The sequence below is a fragment of the Rhizobium sp. 3T7 genome (genome assembly GCF_020166565.1).
Classification (GTDB): Bacteria; Pseudomonadota; Alphaproteobacteria; order Rhizobiales; family Rhizobiaceae; genus Rhizobium.
Genome location: NZ_JAIQXS010000003.1, coordinates 215,932 through 228,234, shown reverse-complemented (window position 1 = coordinate 228,234; position 12,303 = coordinate 215,932). Strand labels below are relative to the sequence as shown.

Annotated in this window: 14 protein-coding genes; 3 read left to right on the top strand and 11 right to left on the bottom strand. The window is 58.9% G+C overall.

Annotated elements, in window-relative coordinates:
* Window positions 1-256: 256 nt before the first annotated feature.
* From rplT to infC, 7 genes are all read right to left on the bottom strand, one after another.
* Complete coding sequence (rplT, locus tag K9B32_RS06310) at window positions 257-661, bottom strand: 50S ribosomal protein L20 (protein ID WP_007798644.1); 405 nt, start codon at window positions 659-661, stop codon at window positions 257-259.
* Between the two features lie 39 nt (window positions 662-700).
* On the bottom strand, window positions 701-904 hold the full coding sequence (rpmI, locus tag K9B32_RS06305; RefSeq protein ID WP_004108077.1) for a 50S ribosomal protein L35: 204 nt from the start codon (window positions 902-904) through the stop codon (window positions 701-703).
* A 232-nt stretch (window positions 905-1,136) separates the two neighbouring features.
* Window positions 1,137-2,489, bottom strand: coding sequence for an ATP-binding protein (locus K9B32_RS06300; protein ID WP_224561030.1), 1,353 nt, complete (start codon window positions 2,487-2,489; stop codon window positions 1,137-1,139).
* A complete protein-coding gene (locus tag K9B32_RS06295) occupies window positions 2,486-3,151 on the bottom strand; it encodes a response regulator transcription factor (RefSeq protein WP_224561029.1) in 666 nt (221 codons plus the stop codon). The genes K9B32_RS06300 and K9B32_RS06295 overlap by 4 nt, the downstream gene beginning before the upstream one ends.
* 4 nt (window positions 3,152-3,155) lie before the next feature.
* On the bottom strand, window positions 3,156-3,695 hold the full coding sequence (locus K9B32_RS06290; RefSeq protein ID WP_165933191.1) for a PepSY domain-containing protein: 540 nt from the start codon (window positions 3,693-3,695) through the stop codon (window positions 3,156-3,158).
* 154 nt (window positions 3,696-3,849) lie between these two features.
* Window positions 3,850-4,428 carry a hypothetical protein gene (locus K9B32_RS06285; protein WP_224561028.1) on the bottom strand — a complete coding sequence of 193 codons (579 nt, stop codon included), beginning with the start codon at window positions 4,426-4,428 and terminating at the stop codon, window positions 3,850-3,852.
* 164 nt (window positions 4,429-4,592) lie between these two features.
* Complete coding sequence (gene infC / locus K9B32_RS06280) at window positions 4,593-5,129, bottom strand: translation initiation factor IF-3 (protein ID WP_025658610.1); 537 nt, start codon at window positions 5,127-5,129, stop codon at window positions 4,593-4,595.
* Between the two features lie 180 nt (window positions 5,130-5,309).
* Between infC and K9B32_RS06275 the strand changes: the two genes are divergently transcribed.
* Together K9B32_RS06275 and K9B32_RS06270 are read left to right on the top strand one after the other, a co-directional pair.
* Window positions 5,310-6,110, top strand: coding sequence for an alpha/beta hydrolase (locus K9B32_RS06275; protein ID WP_224561027.1), 801 nt, complete (start codon window positions 5,310-5,312; stop codon window positions 6,108-6,110).
* Window positions 6,111-6,261: 151 nt separating this feature from the next.
* Window positions 6,262-6,861: a transglutaminase-like cysteine peptidase gene (locus tag K9B32_RS06270; protein ID WP_007798618.1), complete on the top strand. Its 600-nt coding sequence runs from the start codon at window positions 6,262-6,264 to the stop codon at window positions 6,859-6,861.
* Between the two features lie 80 nt (window positions 6,862-6,941).
* Here the strand turns inward: K9B32_RS06270 and mbfA are convergent, their stop codons facing one another.
* On the bottom strand, window positions 6,942-7,925 hold the full coding sequence (gene mbfA, locus K9B32_RS06265) for an iron exporter MbfA (protein WP_224561026.1): 984 nt from the start codon (window positions 7,923-7,925) through the stop codon (window positions 6,942-6,944).
* Window positions 7,926-8,241: 316 nt separating this feature from the next.
* Here mbfA and K9B32_RS06260 point away from each other — a divergent pair, with 316 nt between their 5' ends.
* Window positions 8,242-8,610, top strand: a complete 369-nt coding sequence (locus K9B32_RS06260) for a helix-turn-helix domain-containing protein (protein WP_007798609.1) — start codon at window positions 8,242-8,244, stop codon at window positions 8,608-8,610.
* 21 nt (window positions 8,611-8,631) lie between these two features.
* Here K9B32_RS06260 and K9B32_RS06255 read toward each other — a convergent pair whose 3' ends face one another.
* The 3 genes from K9B32_RS06255 to dnaJ form a co-directional block, all read right to left on the bottom strand.
* On the bottom strand, window positions 8,632-8,841 hold the full coding sequence (locus K9B32_RS06255) for a hypothetical protein (protein ID WP_007798606.1): 210 nt from the start codon (window positions 8,839-8,841) through the stop codon (window positions 8,632-8,634).
* Window positions 8,842-8,989: 148 nt separating this feature from the next.
* Complete coding sequence (locus K9B32_RS06250) at window positions 8,990-10,825, bottom strand: adenylate/guanylate cyclase domain-containing protein (protein WP_411969683.1); 1,836 nt, start codon at window positions 10,823-10,825, stop codon at window positions 8,990-8,992.
* Between the two features lie 274 nt (window positions 10,826-11,099).
* A complete protein-coding gene (dnaJ, locus tag K9B32_RS06245) occupies window positions 11,100-12,227 on the bottom strand; it encodes a molecular chaperone DnaJ (protein WP_224561024.1) in 1,128 nt (375 codons plus the stop codon).
* Between the last annotated feature and the right edge of the window lie 76 nt (window positions 12,228-12,303).

Sequence of the window (12,303 nt, the reverse complement as noted above, 5' to 3'; positions counted from 1 at the left end):
CGTCAGTCTTGTCGATAATTCACGAGAACATGCATCGGATAGCTGGTCGCCACGATGAAGCGTCGCAGATCACTACCCATGTGCACGCGGCCAATCAACCGGGCACACCACAAAAAGCCCGGGACGTCGAGAGAGGAGCCAGCCAATCACGGGCTGTGCCGCTCAATCGCCATTGCGCCAAATGCAAAGAACCCGCGCAAGCCCCTGGCCAGCGCGGGTTCAAAATCATCGAAGCAAAAGTTCGAATAGCGCCGGCTTAGTTGACGGCTGCTTCAAACTCGTTCTTCGTACCGGCGTCCTTCAGGTACTCGAGAGCCTTCTTGGAGGCAGCAACGAGTGCACCGAATGCTTCCGGCTCGTGGATTGCCATGTCGGAGAGAACCTTACGGTCAACTTCGATGCCAGCCTTGTTCAGGCCGTCGATGAAGCGGCCGTAGGTAAGGCCGAATTCGCGGACGGCAGCGTTGATACGCTGGATCCAGAGGGCGCGGAAGTTGCGCTTGTTGATCTTGCGATCGCGGTAAGCGTACTGCTTCGAACGATCGACAGCAGCCTTCGCGGCGCGAATGGTGTTCTTGCGACGGCCGTAGAAGCCCTTGGCGGCCTTCAGAACCTTCTTGTGCTTGGCGTGGGCGGTAACGCCTCTTTTTACACGTGCCATTTCATGATCTCCTTAATCTAAAGCGTTCGCGGAATAGTCTTAGAGACCGTTCGGCAGGTAGTTCTTCACGACCTTGCGGCCATCCGGTTCTGCGAGAACCATGGTGCCACGTGCATCGCGGATGAACTTGTTGGTACGCTTGATCATGCCATGGCGCTTGCCAGCAGCTGCAGCCTTGACCTTGCCAGTCGCGGTGATCTTGAACCGCTTCTTGGCGGAGGACTTCGTCTTCATCTTGGGCATTTTGCTACTCCGTTTCTGTACCCCCGGCTGCTTCACCAAAGAAGCCTTCTCGCGATGCCCGGTTTCCGGCCGTCGCAACAAGGTGCGGGAGCGCTTGTTGTTGATCTGCGGCTCCGGTGACGAACCGTTCCGCAAGCATTCGAAACTGCCACGGCATGCCCTGCCGGTCAGTTCGGACGCGCGCTTATAACCGCAGCGTCATAAAAGTGCAACGGGGCGGCAGATGAATCTTCTAGGCAACGGCGGAAGGCCGGCCGGCCATGGCCGGAAGCATCAATTTCACTTGGAGCCCGCCCCATCGAGAGGCGGAAAGATCGAGCCTGCCGCCGTAAGCCTCAAGGATATCGCCCGATATGGCGAGCCCGAGTCCGGTTCCCGCCGTGCCATCGTCGATCCTCACCCCGCGCTTCAACATCAGATCGTAGCTGTCGGGATCGGCACCCGGGCCATCGTCGGAAACGCTGAGCACGACATCGTCCTGTGAGCGACCGGCAGAGAGCTCGATCCGCGTTCTGGCAAAGCGCACGGCATTGTCGAGCACATTGCCCAATGCCTCGGCGATGTCGGCGGGATCTGCCTGGACCGTCAGGGCCGGATCGATATCAAGATGCCAGTCGATCCCCTTCTCTTCGGTGAAAGGCGTCAAAACATTGACGAGCTTTCCCGAGATGCCGAGCAGCGATGTGGTGGCCATTTGCTCCACACCCATGCGGGCCGCCTGCAGTTGACGGTCGGCGCGCTGCCGAACGAGTTCGATCTGCTGCAATGCCGTTTCGCGCTGGCCCTCGGGCAAGGCTTCAACCAGGTGCGACAACACCGTCAACGGCGTTTTCAAACCGTGGGCGAGGTCGCTTGCGCGCGCGCGCGCGCGCTCGATGGCCGTCTCCCGCTCGCTCAGCAGTAGGTTGATTTCGCGAACCAGCGGCTTGACTTCGCTGGGTCCCTCCGTGCCGATATGAGAGCTGCGCCCGGCCCTGATATCGGCGACGCGGTCGCGAAGCCGCACCAGCGGGCGCAAGCCGACCCACCCCTGCAGAAAAGCGGCCAGAAGCAGCATGCCGCCGGTGGAAAGCAGCATCAGCCGCAACGGCCGATGATAGGTCTCAAGGGCTGCTTCCATCTCCGGCTTGGAGAAAGCGGCATAGACGGTAAAGTTCTTGCTTGCGGCGCCTTCGCCGAGTGTCATCGTCTTCATCGACACTAGCAGCGGCGAGCCATCCGGCCCGTCGGTTTCGCGGAACCCGCAGTACATGTCCTTGGATAGTGCATCCGCGGTGATCTCTTCGTCCCAGAGGGAGCGGGAGCGCAAAGGCTCCTCATTGCCATCAAGCGAGATCTGCCAGTAGCGGCCACCCGCCGGTATCTGGAATCGCGAGTCGGCAGGCTCGTTCTTCAATTCGAGAGCGCCATTCTCCACGGCGAGCTGTGCCGCCAGAGAGTCCATCACCGATGTCATTTCGTTGGAATACTGGTCGGCCAGATAGTCCGTGAATAGGTGGCTCAGCACCGCCCAGACGAGCGTCAACGCCAGCGCGATCGCGATGAGCGCTCCAGCAGCCAGGCGAAAATGCAGCGAGTGGATCACCGCGGCCGCTCCGGCAGGACATAGCCAAAGCCGCGCCGGGTCTCGATGGCGTCGCTATCCGTCTTTTTTCGCAGTCGCGCCACCATGGCTTCCACGGCATTCTTGGCGGAATCGTCGTCGCGTCCCTGAACCTGGCTTGCCAGTTCGGTTGGGCTCAGCACTTCCCCGGGCTTGCCGATGAAAAGCGCGATCATGCGGTATTCCAGCGGGCTGAGGTCGAGTTCGCGTCCATCGAAGGTCACGCGTCTTGCGCTTTCATCCAGCGTGAAGCGGTTGGCGGACTTCACACGCGCGGCGACAGCGCCGGTGCGGCGCAGAAGCGCTCTCAGGCGAGCCAGCAGCTCCTCGGTGCGAAACGGCTTCGGCAGATAATCATCAGCCCCCGCGTCAAAGCCGTCGACGCGCTCCATCCACGAGCCGCGGGCCGTGAGAACGAGAACCGGCGTGTTGATGCCTGCGCCGCGCCACCGCTTCAGGATGGAGAGACCATCCATGCCGGGTAATCCAAGGTCGAGGATGATGGCAGAGTAATCGCCCGTTTCTCCTTCCTCCCATACATCGGGGCCGCTTGCAAACACCTCGACGCGGTAGCCTTCCCGCCCAAGCTTTTCGACCACGTGGCCGGAAATATTGGGATCGTCCTCCGCCAGCAATATTCGCATGCCCCTATCCCCCCAGCAGCACTCCGTTTCGAGCATTTACGCGCAACGTCCTGATCGCCCCTGCCCCGTCGCGCACTTTCACCTGATAGACGTCGCTGAACATGGATCGCCTGAGGTTGACGTCGATCACCCGCCCGTAGCGTTTTGCGTCAATGCGCTCCAGCACCGTCTTCAGTGGAAGAATCCGGCCTTCGCGGACGGCATCACGCGCCCGATCATAGTCCGAGGCGCGGCCACTTCGTCCGCTACCGCTGTCATCGCTGCCGCTGTGATCGTCACCATCATCATCGTTCCCATGATCGTCGTGACCGTCGCCGCGACCGGAACCGGAACCGGAACCCGAGCCGGAACTGCCGCTGCCGGAGTTGGACCCGGAAGAACCAGAAGAGCCGGACGAGCCACTGCCACTTGAACCGCTCCCGCCGCCGCCATCATCGCTGCCGCCATCCTTGGCTTGCGCATGGGAAACGAGGATCGGACCGGCGGCGGCAAGCCCCACCGCCAGCATCAACATCGTCATCAAATCGCGACGGCTTGTGTTCATTGAACTTCTAAGTACCTCAATGCATCTGCAACCACGGAACCTACACTGAACGCATTGTCGCGACGAGACAAGGCTCCAAAAATCCAAGAACTCCGCCGGGGCGCGGCGGAGTTCTTTCTTCCGAAGGGGTGGCCGGAAGACCGCGCCGGGCAGATTATTGCGCCGAAGCGGGAACTATGGTGACGCTGGTGATTGCGCCAGGATTTCGGACAAAATCCCCTCTATGGGGATGCGCGACCACCACGCGCGTTCCATCTTCAAGCTCAATCTCGACCTCAAGCCGACGACCAAGCTGGTCCACGGCGGCAAGCGAGCCGTTCAACAGCCCCGTGAGGCTCGCCTCCGACACCGAGAGCGTCACTTCCGGGCGATTGTCGTTGCGGCCGCCATGGCGTTCACCGGGATTGTCGTCGTCGCGATCGTGCTCAGCGCCATCATCACGGCCGCGGCCATGATCGTCATCCCCATCGTCATGACCGCCTCGACCGCTGTGATCGTCACCACCGCGTCCGCTACCGCTGTGATCGTCGCTGCCACCGCTGCGACCGGAACCACTGTTGCCGCCGCCGCCGCTGCTGCCAGAACCGCTGCCACCGCCGTCATCGCTGCCACCACGGGCAAACGCAGCCGACGAGAAATGGTCCGGGCCGAACGTCTGAATTGTTGGGAGAGATAGGGTCACTGCAAGTGCCGCGGCGGACGCCAGGAGCGTGCGTGAGATGTTCTTTTTCATGATCTTTGCTTTCTGCGCTCTTCTCTGTTGAGTGCAGAATATCAAGGTCTCGCTGACAGACCGTTGAGCGCTTTTGTCAGCGTCCTGTCAGTTTGGGCAAACATCAGCCCAAAATACAAAAGCCGCCCTTACGGACGGCTTTGATACGAGAGTGGCGACGCGCCTCACTTCGGCGCGAGCACCATCATCATCTGGCGGCCTTCGAGCTTGGGCTCGGCTTCAACCTTGGCATATTCGGTCGTGTCGGCCTTCACCTGCTGCAGCAGCTTCATGCCAAGCTCCTGGTGCGCCATTTCGCGACCGCGGAACTTCAGCGTTACCTTCACCTTGTCGCCATCTTCAAAGAAACGGCCCATCGCCTTCATCTTCACCTCATAGTCATGGGTGTCGATGTTGGGGCGCATCTTGATTTCTTTGACTTCGACAATCTTCTGCTTCTTGCGCGCCTCGGCGGCCTTCTTCTGGTTGGCATATTTCAGCTTGCCCAGATCGAGGATCTTGCACACAGGCGGTTCGGCATTTGGGGAGATTTCCACCAGGTCGAGACCGGCTTCCTCAGCCATTTTCAAGGCCTGGTCGGTGGGCACAACGCCCAAGTTCTGTCCTTCAGCATCAATCAGCTGAACTCGGGGGATGCGAATTTCCCGGTTCGAGCGCGGCCCTTCCTTCACGGGCGCGTCGGCTTTAAAGGGTCTGCGAATGGTCGTATTCTCCTCGCGTTGTTTCGGATCGCTGCAGCCTCGGCACTCCCAATAACGGAAGCACAAAACGTGGTTTCACCATTGCTGCAACGGAGTCGGTAACACTCTTTAGCGGAAAAAACACCTGCTGTCAGCCTGTCAAGAATCTGTTTTATAGGCCAAAACAACTGGAGTTCCGCGATGTTTGACGCAAATCTCATCCATGACCATCAATATCTGACCGTCGGAGAAGGCGAGGCCGCGCGCGCGATTGCCTACATCGCGCGAAGCCAATCCGGCCAAGCGGCCGGCCCAACCCTTGTCTGGTTATCCGGATACCGCTCCGACATGAGCGGCAGCAAGGCGATCGAACTGGACAGGTTTGCCGCGGAAAACGGCCTTGCCTGCCTGCGCCTCGACTATTCCGGTCATGGCCTATCCGGCGGCAAGTTTACCGACGGGACGATCTCGCGCTGGCTGGAGGAAGCGCTTGCGGTTATCGTCCATACAGCACCCGAAAGCATCCTCGTCGTCGGCTCGTCGATGGGTGGATGGATTGCCTTGCGGCTCGCCCAGGAACTCGCCAAGCTGCAGGACGGGCCAAAGCTGGAGGGCATGGTTCTCATTGCGCCGGCTCCCGACTTCACCTCCGATCTGATCGAACCGAACCTCACGAAGAAAGAAAAAGCCTCCCTTGCCGAGCGCGGCTACTTCGAAGAGCGGTCGGCCTACAGCCCGGAGCCGAACATCTATACACGGGCGCTGATGGAGGATGGGCGCGACAACAGCGTGCTCAGGGGCATCATCGAGACCGGCTGCCCAGTGCATATCCTGCAAGGGATGAAGGATCCCGACGTTCCCTATCAACATGCTATGAAGCTCGTGGAACACCTCCCCGCCGACGACGTCGTTCTAACCTTCGTGCGTGACGGCGATCACCGGCTTTCGCGGCCCCAGGACATCGAGCGTATGCTTGCTGCTGTCAAAGGGCTGATCCGCTAAGCCAAACGATATCACCTGTGCCAAATCCTAACGGATTTTAACCATGTTGGTGGGTAGCAAGCCCCTCCCCAGAAGTAACGATTGACTCTTCGAGCCTCCGTCCGTTAACTTTTTGTTAACAATACATGGGCGATGCAAGGGAAAAGCGGGCGTGCGAATCAAGGGTTTCCTCGTGGCCATGATGGCCGTGTTTGCTATGTCTACAGCCGCGACGCCGGCTTCCACCAACAACCTCTCGATGGTCACCGGCGCGGCCACTTCCCAGCCGATCGGCCATTACGACTTCTGCCAGACCCATCGCAATGAGTGCGGCCCGAACCGCAATGTCTCGCCGGCTGAGATGTCGGATGCGAAATGGGGAATGGTGCGATCGGTCAACGCCACGGTCAACAACAGCATCACTCCGATGACCGACAAGGAAATCTACGGCAAGGATGAGGTCTGGGCCTATCCGACAACCGCCGGCGATTGCGAAGACTTCGCCTTGCTGAAGCGCCGTATCCTGATCCAGCGCGGCATTTCGCCGGCTAACCTTCTTCTCACCGTGGTTCGCAAACCCGATGGCGAAGGCCATGCCGTGCTGACGCTGCGCACCAGCCACGGTGACTTCGTGCTCGACAACCTGGCCTCCAACGTCAAGCCGTGGTTCGACACGCCCTATTCGTTCATCAAGCGACAGTCGAGCGCCAATGCCGGCCGCTGGGTCACCATCGAAAATGGCCGCGACGTTCTCGTCGGTGCTCTGAAGTAGACGATATCGGATGGAACAAAAAAGGCCGGCAAAAGGCCGGTCTTTTGGGACTGCGTTGATTGCTGCTCGGGAACTGGGGTTCAGCCGTTGCCGATCAGGATGCCGGCACCGAGGACAAGACCGCCGCCGACGACCACCTGTAAAGCTGCACGCAAGAACGGCGTTTCCATAAATCTGTTCTGGATGAACGCGATTGCCCAAAGCTCGAAGATCGCAATGATCACCGCCATCGTCGTTGCCGTCCAGAAGTTTGTGATCAGGTAAGGCAAGGTGTGGCCAAGACCACCAAGGGCGGTCATGACGCCGCAGGCGAGACCCCGCTTGATCGGCGAACCACGGCCAGAAATCTTGCCGTCATCGTGGGCCGCTTCCGTGAAGCCCATCGAGATGCCGGCGCCGACGGAGGCGGACATGCCAACCAAAAACGTCTGCCAAGTGTCCTGGGTCGCAAAGGCAGCGGCGAAGATCGGCGCCAGCGTTGAGACCGAGCCATCCATCAGACCGGCAAGACCAGGCTGTACATAGGTCAGGACCAGTTGCCGGCGCGCAGCAAGGTCTTCCTCCGCCTTCACATTCTCAGGCGTGTGCTTGTCGCCCAACATATGGGTGATCTCTTCGTGGCCTTGCTCGGCCAGCGCCAAGTCTCCCAACAGTTGCCGGGTATTGGCATCGGTAACGCGGCTCGCCGCTTCGACATAGAAGCGATAGGCCTGCTGTTCCATGGCCACCGCTTCACCCCGGATTCTCTCCAATGAAAGGCTGCGCCGCAACCAATCGGGCTTCCGCTCATAAAACCCGCGAACATGTTCCCGACGAATGAGTGTAATGCGCTCGCCGAACCGCTGGCGATAGATTTCGATCAGGGACTTTCGATGCGTGTCCTCCACCTCAGCCATTTCCTCGAAGACCTTGGCGGATGCGGGGTACTCGCCCCGCAGCATGTCGGCGTAGGCGAGATAAATGCGCGCATCGTCCTCTTCGGAGCCGATAGCGAGCGCCAGTATTTCCTGCTCGGACAAAGAGTCAAAGGAACGCTTGGATGATCCAAAAAGCCTATGCAGCATAACAACCTCATTTTTAGAATTATTCTAAAATATGCACTGCGCTGGCTCTGGTCAAGTTGCCCGCCACGGGCCGACTGAGAATTCGGCGCGCGAGTACCACAAGTAAAATCAAGTGCCGTCCAGGCCTGATTTCCCGCCCTTAACTGGCATCCCAAATAATGTGCACGCCAGGGTCGGTCCCTACGCCGAAAGTCTAGGCATACCACCGAAAAACCACAGAAAAAGCTGGTTGAATTTTGCAACGGACGGGTTGAGATATTGCAAAACGCGGGCATAGTACTACGCAAATATAATTGCCTAATAAGGGAACAACACGGTGCCAGATCCGGTAGATATTATTGTCGGTAGAAATGTTCGGGCACTCAGGTCCAAAAGACGCATATCGCAGCTGGAACTGGGGGAGGCGCTTGGGCTGACTTTTCAGCAAATTCAGAAATATGAGAAGGGCACCAACCGCGTATCAGCGAGCAAACTGCACCAGATTGCGGTCTTTCTGGGTGTGGATATTTCCGAATTGTTCGAAGGCGCCAATCCCAATGATGGCGCGGGAAAGCAGGGCCTCAGCCCCGAAGCCTATGAGCTGGCCATGCACTACGACAGGCTTCTCTCCACGGCTGGCAAGGAGGCCGTGAAGACGATTCTCTCGATTATGTCCGGTGAAACCTACGCCGAGGCCTTAGGCTAATTTAGAGCCTTTCATTTCGCGTCAGTGCAAGTCGCGTTCATGAAGCGCAACGAGCAGATCGTCCTGCGTATGATGACCTGCGTGATAGAGATCGATCGCGATGCTCGCTATTGAAAGTCCCTGTTGGCTGCGCATCTTGATATTGCGCTCGGCACACCACGCGTAGAGCGCACCGGCAAGCACGTCGACATCATCGGACTGCAAAGACAGAGTAGTGGCTGCTGCCGTCATGGAAGTTGCCCTTGTTCTTGGTTGATCCCCGGCAGAATACTGGCCGCTTTGCTTGTCTTTGCAAAGCGGCATCCACTGCCTGCGTTAACGCAAGACAGATGTGCATTTCCGCTTGTTTCAGAATGGAACAATTGGGCAGGCGCCGGCGCTATTCCGAAGCGACCCTAAAGTCGAGGGAGGCCGAACATGCCTCGATCGCATCCAGCATTTTCTCAAACCGTGGATGATCGCGCACGGAATCGAGGTCCGAATCATGCTTGAACCATAGGATGTGATAGCAGGATGACTGCGGCAACAGCTCCTCCAACAGGTCGAGCGCGGCGTCGCATTCGTTCAACAGCGCATAAACGCAAGCGATGTTATATTGTGCAACGATGTCATCCGGATCGATCGTCTGCGCGCGCTTCACCCACTCTTTTGCTCGTTCCGCATCGCCCATGTGCGCCAATGCAAGCGCACCGCGATGGGCCGGCCCCGAGTTTTCCGGATGCCGCTGCAAGGCCTCTTCGGCACGCTCGATGCATACGCGCGCCCAATGCGCCCGTTCCTCCATCAGGCCGAGCGATCGACATGCACTCATCAGATGGATCGGCGAGAGATAGTCGTCGGGGCGTATCTCGGCCGCCCTTGTGAAGAAGGTGATCGCGCCCTCGAACTTGCCCTGCATGAAAAGGAAACGACCATAGTGGAAATTCGCCTCATAGAGATCGGGCTCCAGCGCAAGCGCCTTTTCGAACTCGACAAGCGCCTCCTCGTCTCGCCCATCCTGGTGCAGCGCCAGCCCCCGCGAGGCATGCGCCTCCGCAAGATTTGGATCGAGCGCAAGCGCCTTGGCACTTAGATTGAGAATTCCCTGTAGCGTATACTCTCCCGCATGCCAGTCGCGAAGTGCCGACTCGCAATCGGCCATGCCGGCATAGGCACGCGCATATTCCGGATCCAGCGCGACAGCCGTTGCAAACATGCGCCGGGCCAAGACCAGATAAGGCCTCGTCCAGGTATGGGAAAGCTGCCGGCCGCGCAGATAGTAGGTGTAAGCCTCGACGTTGCTTGTCGGTTCCGCCTCGATTGCCCGCCGCTCCTCGGGCAGCAGCTTGATCTTGAGCTGATCAACGATCGCGTGGGTGATCTCGTCCTGGATCGCAAAAATATCGGTGAGGTCGCGGTCAAAGCGGTCCGCCCAAAGGTGCCCGCCATTCCTCGCATCGATCAGCTGCCCCGTAATGCGCACGCGCTGCGCCACCTTGCGGACGCTCCCCTCGAGAACGAAGTCGACACCGAGCTCGGCTGCGACCTGTTTCACTTGCACGGATTTGCCCTTGTAGGTGAAGGCGGTGTTGCGGGCGACAACGTAAAGGTTCGATATCTTCGAGAGATCGGTGATGATGTCTTCAGTGATACCGTCCGAAAAATACTCCTGCTCGGCGTCGCCGCTCATATTGGTGAACGGCAGCACGGCGACGAGCTGCTTGTGCTTTTCCCTGGCCGCGGTCAAAGCGGCCTTGTTCACCTTCAATGGCAGCGCCCGCCGTGGCGAGATCGCGTAGACCCTCACCGGCTCCTTGATGTTCTTGAGCCTGTGTTCGCCCCTGTCTTCAAAAGAAAGGTCGAGCCGGGTTCCGACATGGTCCCTGACGGAGGCGGAGACGGCAATGCCGCCAGGCTCGGCCAGTGTCTCAAGCCGCGCGGCAACATTCACACCATCTCCGAAAATGTCACCATCCTCGACAATCACATCGCCCAGATGAATGCCAATCCGAAATTCAATTCGCTTGTCCTCCAGCACGGACAGATTTCGCTGAGCAGTCTCCCGCTGAATCTCATCAGCGCAGGCGACGGCGTTCACGATACTGGAGAATTCGACCAGCATGCCATCGCCGGTCAGCTTGACGATGCGGCCGCGATGCTGAGCAATCTTCGGATTGAGGAGCTCGGTGCGGCAATTTTTCACCGCACTCAGCGTCCCGGATTCGTCTGAGCCCATCAATCGGCTGTAGCCGACGATGTCTGCTGCAAGGATGGCTGCGAGACGGCGTTCCAAGTGTCCCCCGGCGATGTAATGTTGCTATGTCTGCTAATTTAGCCTGTTATTATCTTAATGTCCTGCCAATCATTTGGTTGATACAAGATTATAAAGCGATTTTGAGTATGAAAGTCGAGCCATTGAAACAACCCTGCATAGGCAGAGTGCAACAACAAACAACAAAGGCCCGGTTGCAACAACAACCGGGCCTCTGTCGCATTTCATGCCTTATTGATCAGTTCTCGAAGAATTCCTTCATTCGCGCGAAGAACCCGGTCGATTCTGGATTGTTCTCCTTCGAGGAAAGCTGCTCGAACTCCTGAAGAAGTTCGCGCTGGCGCTTCGTCAGCTTCTGAGGAGTCTCGATCTGGATCTGAATGTAAAGATCGCCGGTCTGGGGCGAACGCAGCACTGGCATACCCTTGCCCTTCAGGCGGAATTGCTTGCCGGCCTGCGTGCCCTCCGGCACGGTCACGCGTGACTTCGTGCCGTCGAGCGTCGCAACGTCAAAGGTGCCGCCGAGAGCCGCCGTCGTCATCGAGATCGGGATGGTGCAGTAGAGGTCGGCGCCATCACGTTGATAGAATTCATGCGGCTTGACCGACAGGAAGATATAGAGATCGCCCGCTGGACCGCCGCGCATACCGGCTTCGCCTTCGCCCTGCAGGCGAATGCGGGTGCCGTCTTCGATGCCGGCCGGAATGTTCACGGAGAGCGACCGCTCTTCGGTGACGCGACCCTGGCCATGGCACTTCATGCAGGGATCGGGAATGATCGTGCCGCGACCATGACAGGTCGGGCAGGTACGCTCGATCGAGAAGAAGCCCTGGGCAGCGCGCACGCGGCCCGAACCCTGGCAGGTGCCGCAGGTCTTCGGCTGCGTACCGGGCTTGGCGCCCGAACCTGAGCAGACGTCGCAGGTAATCGAAGTCGGAACGCGAATTTGCGCCGTCTTGCCGGAGAAGGATTCCTCCAGCGAAATTTCCATGTTGTAACGAAGGTCGGCGCCACGCTCGCGGCCGCCGGACGAGCGCTGCCGCTGACGACCGCCGCCCATCATCTCGCCGAAGATATCCTCGAAAATGTCGGAGAATCCGCCGCCGCCAAAACCGCCGCCGCCACCGCCCATGCCACCGTGTTCGAAGGCGGCGTGACCGTAACGGTCGTAAGCCGCGCGCTTCTGCGGATCCTTCAGCGTTTCGTAGGCTTCGTTGATTTCCTTGAATTTGCGCTCGGCGTCATGGTCGCCCGGATTCTTGTCCGGATGGAACTTCATGGCGAGTTTGCGGAAGGCGCTCTTCAGCTCTTTCTCGTCCGCCGTCTTGGCGACACCCAGCGTTTCGTAAAAATCGGCTTTTGCCATTAAGGATTAGACCCCGGAAATGGATTTCCGGCTGCCACGGAGGCAGCCGGAATGTCAGTTTCAAGCTTGACCGTTT